Below are 16,817 nucleotides of genomic sequence, written 5' to 3' on the forward strand. Positions count from 1 at the left end.
GCAAGAGACTAATTATTTTATATGACATTTAACGATTTAAAACTTTACAACAATATCCAACAAGCTTTGGAAGAGGAAGGTTATTCTAATCCAACGCCTATTCAAGAACAAGCCATACCCGAAATATTACTTGGACAAGACTTAGTGGCTTGTGCACAAACTGGTACCGGTAAAACCGGAGCGTTTGCTATTCCTATTCTAAACTTAATCCATCGCATTGTCGGTTCCGCAAAAAAAGCAAAACATATTCGAACCTTAGTGGTGACTCCAACTCGTGAGTTGGCCATACAAATCGACGAAAGTTTTAAAACCTATGGCAAATATACCAATGTCAAATCATTAGTGATTTTTGGTGGTGTCAACCAAGTGCCACAAGTGAACGAATTGAAAAATGGAGTCGATGTATTAATTGCTACTCCTGGACGATTATTAGATCTTCATAAACAAGGATTTATTGATCTAAATCACATGCACCACTTGGTTCTCGATGAAGCCGATCAAATGTTGGATATGGGATTCATAAACGATGTTAAAAAAATCATCAAGCTTACCCCCGACAATCGCCAAACCCTATTGTTTTCTGCAACGATGCCGTTAGCTATTCGAGAATTGGCAGATACTTTTTTAACCAAACCTAAGTATATTTCGGTAACGCCCATTTCAAGTACGGCCGAAAATGTTTCTCAAAAAGTTTATTTTGTCAATAAAGACGACAAACGTTTGCTGTTAAAACAACTCATTATCCAAGAAAGTTTAAGCAATGCGTTAGTATTTACGCGCACAAAACACGGAGCAGATAATATTGTAAAAGTGTTGAAAAAAGCGAGTATAAAAGCAGAAGCCATTCACGGTGATAAATCACAAAACGCGCGCCAACGTGTACTCGAGCAATTCAAAAATAAAGAAATTGATATTCTTGTTGCTACTGATATTGCAGCGCGAGGAATAGATATTGAACAACTGCCGTTTGTAATTAATTTTGATATTCCAAATATTTCTGAAACCTATGTGCATCGTATCGGTCGTACCGGAAGAGCCGGAAATTCAGGTCTGGCCATTTCATTTTGTGGAAAAGACGAAAAACCCTATTGGCAAGACATTGAGAAATTAATTCGAATGAAAGTTAAAGTGGTTACTGATCATCCGTTTACTTGGAAAGATGAAGATGTAAATCCGGATGCAAAACCTGATTTACGCAATAAAGACAAAAATAAAATGAATCCGAATTCCAATTCTAGAAAATCGGAAGCATCAAAGAAAAACAAAAAACGCTGGTATTAACCAGCGTTTTTTTTATCAATTATCGAATCAATTTCTTGTATTTAATTCGAGTTGGCGTCACATCTTTTCCAAGACGCTTGCGTTTATTTTCTTCATATTCGGTAAAACTTCCTTCAAAACTATATACTTGTGAATCACCTTCAAATGCTAAAATGTGTGTACAAACACGGTCTAAGAACCATCTGTCGTGCGAAATAATCACGGCACAACCTGCAAAATTTTCCAAACCTTCTTCCAAGGCACGAAGCGTGTTTACATCTAAATCATTAGTTGGCTCATCGAGTAACAATACATTTCCTTCTTCTTTTAAGGTCATGGCTAAATGAAGACGGTTACGTTCTCCACCAGATAATGTAGCAACTTTTTTATTTTGATCGCTTCCGCCAAAATTAAAACGAGATAAATAGGCACGAGAATTAACTTGACGACCACCCATCATAATTAATTCTTGTCCATCACAAAAGTTTTCCCAGAGCGTTTTATTCACATCAATATTAGAATGCGATTGATCTACATAAGCAATTTTAACTGTTTCTCCAATTTCAAAAGTTCCAGCATCTGCTTTTTGTTCCCCCATAATCATTTTGAATATGGTAGATTTACCAGCTCCATTTGGACCAATAATTCCAACAATACCTGCTTGTGGCAATACAAAATTTAAATCGTCGTATAATAATTTATCGCCAAATGCTTTCGCTACACTTTTGGCTTCAATTACATTAGTTCCCAAACGAGGTCCATTAGGAATGTAAATTTCTAATTTCTCGTCTAATTCTTTTTGATCTTCGTTTAATAATTTATCGTAATTCTGTAAACGTGCTTTTTGTTTGGTTTGACGGCCTTTTGCACCTTGACGTACCCAGTCTAATTCGCGTTCTAAATTTTTTCTTCTTTTAGAGGCTACTTTTTCTTCTTGAGCCATTCTATTAGATTTTTGCTCTAACCAAGACGAGTAATTTCCTTTCCATGGAATACCTTCACCTCTATCAAGTTCTAATATCCAACCTGCAACATTATCTAAGAAATATCTATCGTGTGTAACAGCAATTACAGTTCCGGAATATTGAGCTAAATGCTGTTCTAACCAAAGTACCGATTCGGCATCCAAGTGGTTGGTTGGCTCATCTAACAATAATACGTCGGGTTGTTGTAATAACAAACGACATAAAGCCACACGACGCTTCTCTCCACCAGACAACACATTAATTGGTGTTTCAGGATCTGGCGTACGAAGTGCATCCATGGCAATTTCTAACTTAGTATCAATTTCCCAAGCACCGCAAGCATCAATTTTGTCTTGCAATTCCGCTTGACGATCCATAAGTTTCTCCATTTTTTCTGGATTCTCATATACTTCAGGTAAACCAAAATCGTCGTTAATTTTATTAAATTCGGCTAATAATTCAAATGTTTCAGCAGCACCTTCACGTACAATATCAATAACCGTTTTTGTTTCGTCTAATTGCGGTTCTTGTTCTAAATAACCAACAGTGTAACCGGGTTGAAAAACCACATCGCCTTGAAAATTTTTATCAACGCCTGCAATAATTTTCAGCAAGGAAGATTTTCCAGAACCATTAAGACCCAGAATACCAATTTTAGCTCCGTAAAAGAAACTCAAATAGATATTTTTTAAAACTTGTTTATCGGCACCCGGATAACTTTTACTCAATTTTTGCATTGAGAAAATTACTTTCTTATCATCTGACATAGTTATGTGTTTTTGTTATTATGATTTACGGAATTCGTAATTCAAATTAATATTAAACTCTACCTTTTAAGGCATTAAAAACCCAAGCGTTTGCTAAGAATCCTACTCCAACAGAAGCAAATCCCCAACCCGCAACATCGGCATAGCGATAAATCCCTAATCCAATTAAAATCAAGCCCATAAGCACCATAATAAAGGTTGCCCAAGCTAATACTGTATTCTTGTTCATTGACATACTCTTTTGATATTAAATTACATGTGTAAGGGACGCGAAGTTACAAATTTTATCACTTTTAATGAATGGATTTCAATTAAAAATTGTGATCAAAAGTTCCTTTAACAAATCGTGCTGTGAAGTAGAGGCAGCACCCACTCCTTTGCTTTTCAAATCTATAGTTCGAAGTGCAGCAACAATCGTACTTACTTTCTTCATAGGATAATTTCGAAACGCCACCTCATAATCCTTAACGAAAAATGGATTTACTTTTAATACTTTGGCGGCATTCATTTGCGATTTATCTTTGAGTCCGTGATATTGCAACAATTGCGAAAAGAAGCCAAACACCAAGCCAGTAGTAACGACTAAAGGATTATCTTTGGGATTTTGAGCAAAATAATCAATGATTTGATAGGATTTAACCTGATTTTTTTCACCAATTGCCTTGCGCAATTCAAAATTATTAAAGTCTTTACTAAAGCCAATATTTTCCTCTATATCGATTGGCGTAAACATATGTCCTTTCGGTAAAATAATTTTTAATTTTTCTAATTCATTATTGATTTTAGACAAATCGGTTCCCAAAAATTCCACTAAAATTGCTGCCGCCTTTGGCTCAATACCATATCCTTGACTTTCTAAAATACGTTTGATCCATTCGCCAACTTGATTTTCGTAGAGTTTTTTACTTTCATAAACTACACCCACTTTATCCAATAATTTCGTTATTTTTTTTCGCTTGTCCAAGGTTTTGTACTTGTAAGCAAATACCAAAACAGTTGTAATCTGAGGATTTTCGGCGTAGGCTTCCAATTTGTCAATGGTTCGAGATAGTTCTTGTGCTTCTCTTACAATAACTACTTGACGATCGGCCATCATAGGATACCGCTTTGCAGTACCAATCACATCTTCTATGGTAACATCACGGCCATATAAAATAGATTGATTGAAATCTCGATCCTGTTCTTCTAATACATTTTGCTCAATGAAATCTGTCAATTTATCAATATAATAAGGTTCTTCTCCCATTAAAAAATAAATGGGCTTGAGGTTACCAGCTTTGATGTCTTTCGTAATTTGAATTACTTCATCCATAATTTTGTATTCAGTGTTCAGTAGCTGTTGGCAGTTCGTATAAAATAACTATTTTTGTTTCATGAAAAAGTTGAATTTTCCAACGTATTCGTTTCGGTTCAAAAATAGTGAAAATAACGTAGCTATCTTCGATGAAATTAGAAAAAAATTTATTCTTCTTACTCCAGAAGAATGGGTGCGCCAACACACGTTACACTATTTAATACAGGACAACAAATACCCAAAATCTTGTATTAATATTGAAAAATTAATTAAAATTAATACGTTAAATAAGCGATACGATGTCGTTGTATTTCAACCAAATGGAGAAATATTTTTATTAATTGAATGCAAAGCACCCGAAGTTGCTATTACCCAACAAACTTTTGATCAAATTGCACGTTACAACTTAGTACTAAAGGCAAAATATTTAATGCTAACCAATGGTATAAATCATTATTTTTGTCAAATGGATTTTGAGAATGAGAAGTACATTTTCTTAAAAGAACTTCCAGAATATAAATGATGAGTACTGGAAGATGAATACTGTAAGACTTTTTTTGAAATCAAAACAACTTGAAACTTCAAACCTGAAACAAAAAAACACTTGAAAAAAATAGCTGTAGTCATATTAAATTGGAACGGAGCCAAATTACTCGAGCAGTTTTTACCCTCAGTACTAGCTCATTCAAATGAAGCCACAATTTATGTAGTTGACAATGCTTCGACGGATACTTCCATTGAAGTGATTACTTCTCAATTTCAATCGGTTAAAATTATTCAAAATACTGGCAATTTTGGTTTTGCAATGGGCTACAACGAAGCTTTACAGTTTGTAGAAGAAGAATATTATGCTTTAGTGAATTCAGATATTGAAGTAACTGAAAATTGGCTTGCTCCTATTTTACATTTATTTGATACACAACCTGAAGTAGCAATTATACAACCTAAATTACTCGATTATAAAAAGAAAAACCATTTTGAATATGCTGGTGCTGCTGGTGGTTTTATAGATAAATTTGGATATCCATTTTGTAGGGGTAGAATTTTTGACACTATAGAAGAAGATTTACATCAATATGAGGATGAAACACCAATTTTTTGGGCAACTGGGGCATGTTTTTTTATTCGGAGAACAGTGTTTCACCAATTGAATGGATTTGATGCGACATTTTTTGCCCATCAAGAAGAAATTGACTTGTGTTGGCGAGCCTTCAATGTAGGATATAGTGTAAAATACACACCTAAATCAATCGTTTACCATGTGGGAGGAGCAACTTTAAATGAAGGAAATCCAATGAAAACGTATTTGAATTTCAGAAATTCATTACTTATGCTAACCAAAAATTTACCCAAAGATAAACTGTTTTTTGTACTTTTATTACGTTTATGTCTAGATGGATTGGCTGGGATTCAATTCATTTTTAAAGGAAAATTCAAACATTGTTTGGCCATCATACATGCCCATTTCGCCTTTTATAAATTAGCCAAAATCTATTATTTTAAAAGAAACAATATTCAAAAACAGGATTATTATAAGGTTTCCAGTATTGTTGTTTCCTATTTTTTGAAAAACGGCAAGAAATTTGCTGAATTATTTTAACAAGAGTTTATGTATAATATTTTTATTTCCTTAAACTTATTTATAAATTTGTAAAAATTATCTATATCATGAAAAAAGTATTGTTAATCATCACATTGACTTCAATTTCGCTAACTTCTTGTGTATCGAAGAAGAAATTTGCTTTATTGGAAAACAAAAACAAAGAAATTCAGGAATTGTTAAATACAGCAACCGTTAAACTTAATGTATGTTTAACTGAACAAGAGGCACTAACAAAACAATTAGATTATTTGAAACAAAATAATACCGAATTGATAAGTAATTCTAAAGAGTTGACTGTATTGACAGCTCAAAATTCTCAAAATTTAGAGAAATCATTAGAAAGTTTAAAAGAGAAAGATTTAAAAATCAATCGTTTACAAGATGCATTGACTCGTAAAGACAGTGTAACATTGGCTTTAGTTACCAGTTTAAAACGAGAGGTTGGTATCGATGATCCAGATATCAATATCAATGTTGAAAAAGGAGTAGTAATGATATCCATTGCCGACAACTTATTATTTAAATCAGGGAGTTATGAAGTAGGCGATAACGCGAAGGCAGTTTTGGCTAAAGTTGCAAAAGTAATCAACAGCAAATCTGATTTTGAATGTATGGTAGAAAGTCACACCGATAATTTACCTATCAAAAATGCGGTTTTATTAGACAACTGGGATTTATCTGTAAAACGTGCGACTTCAATTGTTAGAGTATTACAAAATGATTTAGGTGTAAGTCCGAAACAATTGATTCCAGCGGGTAGAAGCTCTTATATTCCTTTAGTGGCTAATGACACTCCTGCTAACAGAGCCAAAAACAGAAGAACTCGCATCATCATCATGCCTAAAATTGATCAATTTTATGACATGTTAGAAAAAGAAATGAAAAACTTAGAGAAAAAATAAGTTGATCCATCGATAAAAAAAACGCTTTCATTTTGAAAGCGTTTTTTTTTATTTATTAAAATTTGTTGGCAATAAATCTCCAATTCTTTGTTTTGAAATATCCCCTGAGAGTAAAATACTATCATAATTTGAATAAACACCATAAGAATCCACATTAAACTCAGAAATATAAAATATCAATTTTGATTGACTTTTATTATTATACAAGATATTAAATTGTGAAATGAAACGATCCTGAACAACTATATCACTCTTTGAAATTACTTCAATTTTATAAAAATTTTTATCCAAGGGGATTACTTTAAAGTGATCGTTAGGATTTGTAGGAAAACTACCTTTATACAAGGTAAAATTATCCTTACTCCAGTTATTGTTTAGTAAATTTCTAAAAAACTGCAAAGTGGATCCTTCATAGGATTGTTGTCGGCGTTTCTGAATTTTACTAGAAGTAATTATTTCTTGAAAAATGGAATTTCCTCCAAATTGACAACTAACAACAAACTCTTTTTGAACACTAAGTCTACTTAATTTACATTGAAAATCTTGTAATTGATAATTTATTTTATATCCCAGATAATTATTAATTATAGTTATGGGTTCATCTGAGTATGCCATAAGTTTATTGCTCATTTTATCATAAGTAAAATAAATTTGATCTTCATTTTCAATTATACAGTTTTTACCCGCTCTATTATCTCCTAAAAATTGTGATTTAAATAGTTGCATAAACTGTTTTCTTGAAAAAAGATTCTTTTCAATTACTACTTCTTTAAGCTCCTTTATATCTCTTTTAAGTGTAATTTTTAATACTCCTGATACTTTCTGTAACTCAATAAATTCGTTCTTATAACCTATATTTCTAAATACTAATATTGAATTACTTTTTGACGGAAGTTGCATTGAAAAAAAACCAAACTCATTAGATGATGTTCCAAATGTTGTGCCATCAACATAAACAGAAGAACCAATAATTGGTTTCCCATTTTCATCATAAACATAACCCTGTATCTTTAACTGTGAAAATAAAACCGCTGGTAGAAAAATAAAAAAGTAAAAAAGTAATTTCATATTAAAATTTATAAAATATCCAAACTTCCTTTCCCTTCACGAATGACTTCGGGTTCGTGGCCTGTCAAATCAATAATTGTAGATGCCAAATTATCACCATATCCGCCATCGATAACTACCTCAACTTTATGTTGCCACTTTTCAAAAATTAATTCGGGATCGGTCGAATATTCAATAACATCGTCTTCATCATGAATGGAAGTAGACACAATTGGATTTCCAAGCATTTCTACAATTTGAATGACAATAGCATTATTTGGGACACGAATTCCGACTGTTTTTTTCTTTCTGAATTCCTTTGGTAAATCGTTATTTCCTGGTAAAATGAATGTATATGGTCCAGGCAAAGCGCGCTTTAAAATTTTAAAAGTCGAGGTGTCAATTTGTTTCACATAATCCGAAAGATTACTCAAACTAGAACAAACGAAGGAAAAATTTGCTTTTTCCAACTTAATTCCTTTGATTTTAGCTAACTTTTCTAAGGCACGAGAATTGGTAATATCGCAGCCTAAACCGTAAACCGTATCGGTTGGATAAATCACTAAACCTCCATTTCTCAACACATCAACCACTTTTTTTATGGCTGCTTCATTAGGGTTGTCCTCGTATATTTTTATGAATTGTGACATAATATTATGCTTTACACTTTAAGCTTAATGCTTAAAGCAGTTAACCTATGACTTCCAACTTCGCAAATCGCAACAACAATTTCTTTAATCCTCCTACATCAAATCGAATTTCAGCTTTTTTATCGGCGCCAATACCTTCCATGCTCACTATCTGTCCTTTTCCAAAACGTTCGTGCATGACAATATTCCCAACAGCTAAATTGGAATCGGATACATTAGAACTTCCTGCATTACTAGAAAGTGGTTTTAGTTTTCTAATACTTGGGATATTTATTCCTCCTTCTGGCGCTAAGGGGCTCTTTGGTGGTGTTCCTGCAGTAGGCTTAGCCAATCGTAATTTGGTTTTATCAATATCGCCAAAAACATCAATATCCATAACCGGTTTATAACGGTAACCCGAATCAACCGGATTCAAATATTCTAAATACTCGTCGTTGATTTCTTCAATAAATCGAGAAGGCTCGCTATCGACTAATTTACCCCATCTATAGCGTGATTGCGCATAGGTCAAATACGCTTGATGTTCGGCACGGGTTAAAGCAACGTAGAATAAACGACGTTCTTCTTCTAGCTCGCTTCGTGTATTTAAACTCATGGCACTTGGAAACAAATCTTCTTCTAGTCCAACAATAAACACATGAGGAAACTCTAATCCTTTTGCTAAGTGAATGGTCATTAAAGCCACCCGATCATCATCACCGGTATCTTTGTCTAAGTCAGTTGCCAAGGCTACATCTTCAAGAAATTCAGATAAAGCACCACGAGCACCATCTATTTCTTTTTGGCCTTCAGTAAAATCTTTAATACCGTTGAGTAATTCCTCAATATTTTCAATTTTGGCTATTCCTTCTGGCGTTCCATCTTTTTTTAATTCTTGAACCAATCCGGTTTTTTTTGTGACGTGATCGGTTAAGAAAAAAGCATCTTGATTGTCATTAATAATTTGGAAGCTTTTGATCATGGTTACAAAATCGCTCAACTTGTTTTTTGTACCCGAATTAAGTTTCAAATCAATTTTATCAATGTGCTCCATTACTTCAAAAATAGAACGCTTGTAATGATTGGCTGCAACGGTTAATTTTTCAACGGTGGTATCTCCTATTCCTCTAGCAGGATAATTAATTACACGCACGAGTGCTTCTTCATCTTTCGGATTGATGACCAAACGTAAATAAGCCAATACATCTTTAATTTCTTTTCTTTGATAAAAGGATAAGCCACCATAAATACGGTAGGGAATATCACGTTTACGCAACGCATCTTCCATCGCACGCGATTGTGCATTGGTGCGATACAATATTGCAAATTGACCATTTAGCATTTGGTTTTGCATTTTTTGTTCAAAGATCGTAGCCGCCACAAAACGTCCTTCCTCGCCGTCGGTTAAACTTCGGTGGACTTTAATTTTTGGGCCATCATCATTAGAGGTCCAAACAATTTTATCCAATTTCGTTTTGTTCTTATCGATGACATTATTGGCAGCTTCTACAATATTTTTTGACGAACGGTAGTTTTGTTCCAAACGATACAATTGCACATTGGCATAATCCTTCTGAAAATTTAAAATATTATTGATGTTGGCCCCACGGAAAGCATAAATACTCTGGGCATCATCACCTACTACGCAAATGTTTTGAAAACGATCTGACAAGGCACGAACAATCAAATATTGTGAATGGTTGGTATCTTGGTACTCATCCACTAAGATGTATCGAAAACGGTCTTGGTATTTGGCCAATACATCGGGAAATAAATTCAATAACTCATTGGTTTTCAATAACAAATCGTCAAAATCCATGGCGCCCGATTTAAAACAACGCTCCACATAATTCTGATAAATTTCGCCCATACGCGGTTTTTTACTCATGGCATCGGCTTCTTGCAATTCAAGATTATTGAAATAAGCTTTAACAGTAATTAGAGAATTTTTATAGGATGAAATGCGACCTAATATTTGTTTGGGTTTATAAATGTCTTTATCCAATTGCATCTCCTTAATGATACTACCTAAACAGCGTAAGGAATCCTGCGAATCGTAAATCGTAAAATTTGACGGATAACCCAGTTTATCAGCTTCACTACGTAATATCTTAGCAAAAACCGAGTGAAAAGTTCCCATCCAAAGGTTTTTAGCTTCATTGTTGCCCACAATATCTGCAATACGCTTTTTCATTTCCCTTGCAGCTTTGTTGGTAAAGGTTAAGGCTAGAATATTAAAGGCATCAACACCCTGACTCATCAAATTAGCAATACGAACGGTCAATACACGTGTTTTTCCAGAACCGGCGCCTGCAATAACAATCATTGGACCGTCTTTTTGCAATACGGGGGCTTGTTGGGCTTCGTTTAATTGGCTGATATACCGCTGCATTTCTTTCATAGTGGATGATTTCATTTATCTAACTTACAAAAATACATTATGAATGGGGTTAATACAAAAGAAGTTATCAACCATTCAATTGAGAATACAAACAAGTTCGAATCTAATTTGTAAATTAATTTATTTACCCGTAATTTGCATTAGAATTAAACATAATTACCATGACCTTTGACGATAAATTATTTGAAATAGCAGCGTATACCTTACCGGCACTCATTACCGGTGGTGTTGCCTTTGTAATGATGCAGAAATTTTATACGAGTGAAGAAAGCAAACGCAAATATGAATTGTTGCGCGAAAACCAAAAACAAGCACTACCGATTCGACTGCAAGCCTATGAGCGACTCGTATTGTTATTAGAGCGCATCAACCCAACCCAACTAATGCTTAGAGTGGCTCCCACAGGTAGTAGCAAAGACGATTATGCCACTTTACTTACGCATCAAGTCCAAACTGAATTTGAGCACAATTTAACGCAACAAATATATGTAACATCGGCAAGTTGGGATATCATCTTAAAAGCAAAAAACAGCACCCTACAAATGATTCGAAAAAATGCACTTCGAGAAGATGTAGCAGACGCTAATAAATTGAGAGAAGCCATACTGATTGAATTGACAGAAATTGAAGCGCCAAGTTCTATTGCAATTTCTTTTTTGAAAGAAGAATTGAAGAGGGTTTTTTAAACCGTAGCGATTACTTCTCCTTCAAAAATTTATAATATAGTTCTTTCAAATAAACTTCTGCAGTTGTAGCCATTTCCTCCACTCTTTTTCTATATGCTGCATCTTTTAAAAATTCACGCACCTTTGTACGCGCATACAATGTAAATTGCCACTTATGATGTGAGGTGGCTTTAAATAATAAAGCAATCACTTTATCCTCGTTGGGCTGCAATTGCAAAAGTAATTCCAAAGCATTTTGCCGTACGGAACTTTCACAAGCATCAGAGGCGTAATGCATCAATTCATTCAAAAATTCTTGGCGTTGCTTTTCTGAAAAACCTAACGTATTTATCGCAATGCCTAACCAAGTCATTCGAAAACTTTTATCGTTATTTCCCTTAATTCCTTTAGTCTGGTCTAAATAACGTTGACGCTCATCGAGAAAGTTAGCACATAAATTGGTTAAAGCTAGTTCTTTAGTTACATACGATTTATCTAAAAGTAATGCTTCATAGGTGTTTTTAAAATCAGGAGGGATAACTGTTAATGTTTCGGCAACAGCTTGTCGAACTTGAAGGTTTTGTGTTGCCAAAGCTGCTTTCAACAGTACTTTGCGTTCGTCAAAAGGCAGTTGTTGTATGTTAAAAATAATGTATTGTTTGATCGGATAATAGGCTTTCGACTGCATGATGTTCGTCAATTCTACTAATGAATATTTGTTTTTTCGCAGCTCATTAAAATCCCGAATAAACAGATTTTTATCGAGGTATTGTTGTGCTACATTACGATCAAAACCAGGTGTTTCGAGCCACTGTTTTTTATATTTTGCCACATCGTACCCCGAAACATCATGTACAATACTTAAAAAGTCATCGGTATCAACGTTTTTATATTGGTATTTTTTTAAATACTTTTTTACTGCTTTTTGAAAGTACTTAGCCCCAATATCTTCTCGTAACACATGCAAGGCCCAAGCTCCTTTTTTATAAAAAGTTAAGGAACTTGCTTTTTCATTTAGAACGGGAATTGAATCGGTCGTTGCTGCTTGTTGCAATTGTTCGGCATAATCGTTTAAGGCTTCGTAAAAATAATCGTCACCAAACAATTGCCGTTCAGCAAGTAAGGCATAATAAGTAGCAAAACCTTCTTGCAACCAATGGTGTTTTCCTGATTGCGCTGTAATCAAATCACCAAACCATTGGTGTGCCAACTCGTGTGCATTGACATTCACATAATTGCGATCGTTAAAACCAATGGAATCTACTACAAAATCTTGAGCAAAAATGGTGGACGTTGTATTCTCCATACCTGCATACAAAAAATCACGAACAGGCACTTGTCGGTAAATGCCCCATGGATACTTAACACCAATTTCACTTTCCAAATAATCAAATAATTCTTTGGAATAACGGTATGTTGGTTCAAATTTTGAGTAATCGTTTGTATCCAAATAAAATTCCAACGGAGTGCCTGAATTTGTAGTTGCTTTTTGCTTGGTAAAATTACCTATCGCCAACATGACCAAATAAGAAGACATGGGTTTTTGCATTTTATATTCCCACAATGTTTTTTTTTCGTTTGAAAATTTTGGATTTATTTTATTTATAAGTTCACCATTAGATAAAACAAGATGTTTTTCATCAAAATAAACACCTATTTTAAATATCACTTTCTCGTTTACGTCGTCAAAACTTGGCAACCAATGACTCGTATATTTGCCTTGACCTTGCGTCCAAATTTGAAGATTTTCTCCTTCTCCCGTAAAATAAAGCGTTTGCTTTGGTTTTGCCTCATATTTAATTGTAATTCCGTTTAACCCTTTTTTAAGTCCATCATATAAAATTATATGTTCATTTGTGAGTTTGTACTTTAATTTATTATTATCATTTATATAAATTGCTGAAAATATCATATTTTTTGCATCTATTTTTACAGAATCAATAGCATTCTTGATTTCGAATAAATAATGAACCGTTCCTGAAATTGATTTAGTTTTAGCATCAGGATACAATAAGGCATCGCAACTGATAAAATCAACCGATTTTGTTTGCTGAGAGAAAGTTACATTAATGAAAAAAAAGGCTAAAAGAAAACGAAACATCTTGATGGATTTTAATAATTTACGAATATAAACATTTTCAATTTCTTCCATTTCTAAATTAACAAATTATCTAGTATCTTCGCTAAATAAGAAATTTATCGCAAACAGAAATGAATCTGCTCGAAACTCCCATAGAATATCTCAAAGGCGTTGGACCCCAACGTGGTGATTTATTGCGCAAGGAGCTGAGCATTTATAAATACATTGATTTACTCAACTTATTTCCCAATCGGTATATCGACCGAACCCGTTATTATAAAATCAACGAACTACAAAACAGTAATTCAGAAGTGCAAATTATTGGGAAAATCGTACATATAAAAACCATTGAACAAGGCAAAGGAAAATCACGTTTAGTAGCCACATTTATTGATGATACCGGACAAATGGAATTGGTTTGGTTTCAAGGTCAGAAATGGATTCGCGACAGTATTAAAATCAATATTCCCTATGTCATTTTTGGAAAAGTAACACAATTTGGCCCTATCTTCAATATGGCGCATCCCGAAATGGAATTCCTTGAAGAACACAAAGCCAGTTTGCGATCGGCCATGCAACCCGTTTATCCCAGTACTGAAAAATTAGCCAATAAAGGAATTTCCAATAAAGTCATTAATAAAATGATGCAGCAATTGTTTGTAGAAACGCAAGCCTTATTTTCAGAAAACTTACCAGATTATCTTTTAGATGAGTTGAAACTACTTCCTAAAAATGCTGCCTTATTTAATATTCATTTTCCAAAAAGTCAGGATTTATTGGCAAAAGCACAATTTAGACTGAAATTTGAAGAGTTGTTTTTCATTCAATTGCAATTAATTACCAAAAACCTCATTCGAAAGCATAAAATCAAAGGAGTACCATTTGAAAAAGTGGGCGTTAATTTTACCAATTTTTACAACAATCATTTGCCATTTGAGTTGACTACTGCCCAAAAACGAGTACTGAAAGAAATAAGAAATGACTTAGGAAGCAATGCCCAAATGAACCGTTTGTTACAAGGAGATGTTGGTTCAGGAAAGACTATCGTTGCTTTGATGTGCATGTTGTTAGCAAAAGATAACGGCTTTCAAAGTTGCTTGATGGCTCCAACAGAAATTTTAGCAAATCAACATTTTAACGGCATATCTGAATTGGCCCTACAATTAAATTTAAACATAAAATTACTGACCGGGTCTACAAAAACTGCTGAACGTAAAGAAATTCATGAAGCGTTAGAAAAAGGAACTTTAGACCTATTAATTGGAACACATGCTTTGCTAGAAGATAAAGTACAATTCCAAAAATTAGGTTTAGCGATTATAGATGAACAACACCGATTTGGGGTTGAACAAAGAAGTAAATTGTGGCAAAAAGCACAAATTCCACCGCATGTATTGGTCATGACAGCAACACCAATTCCACGTACACTTGCCATGAGTTTATATGGTGATTTGGATATCTCAGTGATTGATGAATTGCCCCCCGGAAGAAAACCCATTCAAACGGTACATCGCTATGATGCCAATCGATTAAACGTATGGAAATTCTTAAAAGAGGAAATTGCAAAAGGACGTCAAATTTATATTGTATATCCCTTAATTCAGGAATCTGAAAAAATGGATTACAAAGATTTAATGGATGGTTATGAAAGTATTTCACGAGATTTTCCCTTGCCACACTATTCGATATCGATAGTTCATGGTAAAATGAAACCCGCCGATAAAGAGGAAGAAATGCGTCGGTTTGCTGCTGGAAAAACCAATATTATGGTGGCTACTACAGTAATTGAAGTGGGTGTAAACATACCTAATGCTTCGGTAATGGTCATTGAAAGTGCTGAGCGCTTTGGATTATCACAATTGCATCAGCTAAGAGGCCGTGTAGGTCGAGGAGCCAAACAAAGTTATTGTATCTTAATGACGAGTCATAAATTGAGCAATGACAGTAAAATTAGGATGGAAACTATGGTGCGCACAAATGATGGCTTTGAAATCTCTGAAGTAGATTTAAAACTAAGAGGTCCGGGAGACATCATGGGAAAACAACAAAGTGGCGTTTTGAACTTACAAATCGCCGACCTGGTCAAAGACAAAGACATCTTACAATTGGCAAGGCATCATGCCATTAAACTCTTAAAAGAAGATGCCCCAATGGAACATCCGAAACATGCGAAATTACGTGAGGCTTTCATAGAAATGAGTAAAAAGAAAACGATTTGGAACTATATTAGCTAAAATCAAAAAAATAATATCATGATACAATACAACCCAAAAGACTGGATTACTTTTATTTTTCGATTTCACAAATCGGATACTTTTAGACAATTGATCCCAATGATGCTATTTATTGGAATGTATTCGGGAGGTATTGCTTATTTAGAAATAGAATATTGGAACCTTTCTGAAAATAGTCATGTAAAAAACCTCAACATTATTCATACTACTTTAGGCTTTGTATTATCGTTATTGCTAGCATATCGAACCAATACGGCCTATGACCGATGGTGGGAAGGACGTAAATTATGGGGTGGATTAGTGAATAACAGTCGGAATTTAGCCCTTAAACTTTCGGCCTATTTAAAGGATGAAAATGACCGTCAGTTTTTTAGGAAGTTAATTCCAGCTTATTCCTCTGTCCTTTCAAAACATTTACGCAATGAAGAAGTGAGTCAAATGCTGTTTGAAGGTCTGGATTTGACAATTGATCACCAAAAACACCGTCCAAATCAGGTAGCAAAAATGCTCTTTCAAAAAGCAAACGATATCTACCAATCTGGTAAAATATCGGGCAATCAGTTTTACCTTATTAATTCCGAATTGCAATCGTTTACCGAAATTTGTGGCGCTTGTGAGCGAATTAAAAATACACCCATACCCTATTCATACAGTGCTTTCATTAAAAAATTTATTTTCTTTTTTGTGATGACCCTTCCGTTTGGATTTGTATTCAGTTTGGGCTACTATGTCATTCCAGTAGTCATTTTTATTTTCTATGTACTGGCCAGTTTGGAATTGATTGCAGAAGAAATTGAAGATCCATTTGGAAGTGATGCCAACGACCTTCCCATGACTAAAATTGCTGCCAACATTAAAAAACATGTTGAAGAATTATTATAGTTTTAAAATTATTTTTTTGAAAGTTAAACAACTGTTATTTTTTGGTTGAAAATAGAAAAATACAGCGATTTATATTTTTTTTGTTTAA

At 34.0% G+C, this 16,817-nt stretch carries 14 protein-coding genes; 7 read left to right on the plus strand and 7 right to left on the minus strand.

What is annotated here, in order from left to right; translation table 11 throughout:
• The first annotated feature begins 21 nt into the window (after positions 1 to 21).
• The gene (locus tag ACIQ6Z_RS04060; protein WP_396209655.1) at positions 22 to 1,281 is read left to right on the plus strand and encodes a DEAD/DEAH box helicase; all 1,260 of its coding nucleotides are present in this window, start codon (positions 22 to 24) and stop codon (positions 1,279 to 1,281) included.
• A 19-nt stretch (positions 1,282 to 1,300) separates the two neighbouring features.
• On the opposite strand, the gene ettA is transcribed toward ACIQ6Z_RS04060, so the two are convergent.
• The 3 genes from ettA to holA form a co-directional block, all read right to left on the minus strand.
• Complete coding sequence (gene ettA / locus ACIQ6Z_RS04065; protein ID WP_396209656.1) at positions 1,301 to 2,992, minus strand: energy-dependent translational throttle protein EttA; 1,692 nt, start codon at positions 2,990 to 2,992, stop codon at positions 1,301 to 1,303.
• 52 nt (positions 2,993 to 3,044) lie between these two features.
• On the minus strand, positions 3,045 to 3,227 hold the full coding sequence (locus ACIQ6Z_RS04070) for a CAL67264 family membrane protein (protein ID WP_396196045.1): 183 nt from the start codon (positions 3,225 to 3,227) through the stop codon (positions 3,045 to 3,047).
• Positions 3,228 to 3,299: 72 nt separating this feature from the next.
• The gene (gene holA / locus ACIQ6Z_RS04075; protein ID WP_396209657.1) at positions 3,300 to 4,304 is read right to left on the minus strand and encodes a DNA polymerase III subunit delta; all 1,005 of its coding nucleotides are present in this window, start codon (positions 4,302 to 4,304) and stop codon (positions 3,300 to 3,302) included.
• Between the two features lie 61 nt (positions 4,305 to 4,365).
• Here holA and ACIQ6Z_RS04080 point away from each other — a divergent pair, with 61 nt between their 5' ends.
• The 3 genes from ACIQ6Z_RS04080 (at position 4,366) to ACIQ6Z_RS04090 (ending at position 6,791) form a co-directional block, all read left to right on the plus strand.
• The gene (locus ACIQ6Z_RS04080) at positions 4,366 to 4,809 is read left to right on the plus strand and encodes a type I restriction enzyme HsdR N-terminal domain-containing protein (protein ID WP_396209658.1); all 444 of its coding nucleotides are present in this window, start codon (positions 4,366 to 4,368) and stop codon (positions 4,807 to 4,809) included.
• Between the two features lie 81 nt (positions 4,810 to 4,890).
• Positions 4,891 to 5,886, plus strand: a complete 996-nt coding sequence (locus ACIQ6Z_RS04085) for a glycosyltransferase family 2 protein (protein WP_396209659.1) — start codon at positions 4,891 to 4,893, stop codon at positions 5,884 to 5,886.
• Positions 5,887 to 5,954: 68 nt separating this feature from the next.
• Positions 5,955 to 6,791 (plus strand): flagellar motor protein MotB, encoded by an 837-nt coding sequence (locus tag ACIQ6Z_RS04090; protein ID WP_396209660.1) that lies wholly within the window; start codon positions 5,955 to 5,957, stop codon positions 6,789 to 6,791.
• Positions 6,792 to 6,839: 48 nt separating this feature from the next.
• Here the strand turns inward: ACIQ6Z_RS04090 and ACIQ6Z_RS04095 are convergent, their stop codons facing one another.
• Genes ACIQ6Z_RS04095 through ACIQ6Z_RS04105 form a run of 3 tightly spaced genes read right to left on the minus strand, consistent with a single transcriptional unit; the run spans position 6,840 to position 10,859 of the window.
• Complete coding sequence (locus tag ACIQ6Z_RS04095; RefSeq protein ID WP_396209661.1) at positions 6,840 to 7,859, minus strand: carboxypeptidase-like regulatory domain-containing protein; 1,020 nt, start codon at positions 7,857 to 7,859, stop codon at positions 6,840 to 6,842.
• An 8-nt stretch (positions 7,860 to 7,867) separates the two neighbouring features.
• Complete coding sequence (locus ACIQ6Z_RS04100) at positions 7,868 to 8,488, minus strand: L-threonylcarbamoyladenylate synthase (RefSeq protein WP_396209662.1); 621 nt, start codon at positions 8,486 to 8,488, stop codon at positions 7,868 to 7,870.
• A 40-nt stretch (positions 8,489 to 8,528) separates the two neighbouring features.
• Positions 8,529 to 10,859 carry an ATP-dependent helicase gene (locus ACIQ6Z_RS04105; protein ID WP_396209678.1) on the minus strand — a complete coding sequence of 777 codons (2,331 nt, stop codon included), beginning with the start codon at positions 10,857 to 10,859 and terminating at the stop codon, positions 8,529 to 8,531.
• 170 nt (positions 10,860 to 11,029) lie between these two features.
• On the opposite strand from ACIQ6Z_RS04105, the gene ACIQ6Z_RS04110 reads away from it, so the two are divergent.
• The gene (locus ACIQ6Z_RS04110) at positions 11,030 to 11,554 is read left to right on the plus strand and encodes a hypothetical protein (RefSeq protein WP_396209663.1); all 525 of its coding nucleotides are present in this window, start codon (positions 11,030 to 11,032) and stop codon (positions 11,552 to 11,554) included.
• A 10-nt stretch (positions 11,555 to 11,564) separates the two neighbouring features.
• On the opposite strand, the gene ACIQ6Z_RS04115 is transcribed toward ACIQ6Z_RS04110, so the two are convergent.
• On the minus strand, positions 11,565 to 13,634 hold the full coding sequence (locus ACIQ6Z_RS04115; RefSeq protein WP_396209664.1) for a M1 family metallopeptidase: 2,070 nt from the start codon (positions 13,632 to 13,634) through the stop codon (positions 11,565 to 11,567).
• A 110-nt stretch (positions 13,635 to 13,744) separates the two neighbouring features.
• On the opposite strand from ACIQ6Z_RS04115, the gene recG reads away from it, so the two are divergent.
• The gene (recG, locus tag ACIQ6Z_RS04120; RefSeq protein ID WP_396209665.1) at positions 13,745 to 15,847 is read left to right on the plus strand and encodes an ATP-dependent DNA helicase RecG; all 2,103 of its coding nucleotides are present in this window, start codon (positions 13,745 to 13,747) and stop codon (positions 15,845 to 15,847) included.
• 18 nt (positions 15,848 to 15,865) lie between these two features.
• Positions 15,866 to 16,729, plus strand: coding sequence for a bestrophin family protein (locus ACIQ6Z_RS04125; RefSeq protein ID WP_396209666.1), 864 nt, complete (start codon positions 15,866 to 15,868; stop codon positions 16,727 to 16,729).
• Positions 16,730 to 16,817 lie beyond the last annotated feature (88 nt).

The sequence above is a fragment of the Flavobacterium sp. genome (genome assembly GCF_044376915.1).
Taxonomy (GTDB): Bacteria; Bacteroidota; Bacteroidia; order Flavobacteriales; family Flavobacteriaceae; genus Flavobacterium.

Bases quoted from the DNA above. Each gene is read 5' to 3' on its own strand.
- ACIQ6Z_RS04060 (WP_396209655.1), top strand. From the start codon at position 22: ATGACATTTAACGATTTAAAACTTTACAACAATATCCAACAAGCTTTG.
- ettA (WP_396209656.1), bottom strand. From the start codon at position 2,992: ATGTCAGATGATAAGAAAGTAATTTTCTCAATGCAAAAATTGAGTAAA.
- ACIQ6Z_RS04070 (WP_396196045.1), bottom strand. From the start codon at position 3,227: ATGTCAATGAACAAGAATACAGTATTAGCTTGGGCAACCTTTATTATG.
- holA (WP_396209657.1), bottom strand. From the start codon at position 4,304: ATGGATGAAGTAATTCAAATTACGAAAGACATCAAAGCTGGTAACCTC.
- ACIQ6Z_RS04080 (WP_396209658.1), top strand. From the start codon at position 4,366: ATGAAAAAGTTGAATTTTCCAACGTATTCGTTTCGGTTCAAAAATAGT.
- ACIQ6Z_RS04090 (WP_396209660.1), top strand. From the start codon at position 5,955: ATGAAAAAAGTATTGTTAATCATCACATTGACTTCAATTTCGCTAACT.
- ACIQ6Z_RS04095 (WP_396209661.1), bottom strand. From the start codon at position 7,859: ATGAAATTACTTTTTTACTTTTTTATTTTTCTACCAGCGGTTTTATTT.
- ACIQ6Z_RS04100 (WP_396209662.1), bottom strand. From the start codon at position 8,488: ATGTCACAATTCATAAAAATATACGAGGACAACCCTAATGAAGCAGCC.
- ACIQ6Z_RS04105 (WP_396209678.1), bottom strand. From the start codon at position 10,859: ATGCAGCGGTATATCAGCCAATTAAACGAAGCCCAACAAGCCCCCGTA.
- ACIQ6Z_RS04110 (WP_396209663.1), top strand. From the start codon at position 11,030: ATGACCTTTGACGATAAATTATTTGAAATAGCAGCGTATACCTTACCG.
- ACIQ6Z_RS04115 (WP_396209664.1), bottom strand. From the start codon at position 13,634: ATGTTTCGTTTTCTTTTAGCCTTTTTTTTCATTAATGTAACTTTCTCT.
- recG (WP_396209665.1), top strand. From the start codon at position 13,745: ATGAATCTGCTCGAAACTCCCATAGAATATCTCAAAGGCGTTGGACCC.
- ACIQ6Z_RS04125 (WP_396209666.1), top strand. From the start codon at position 15,866: ATGATACAATACAACCCAAAAGACTGGATTACTTTTATTTTTCGATTT.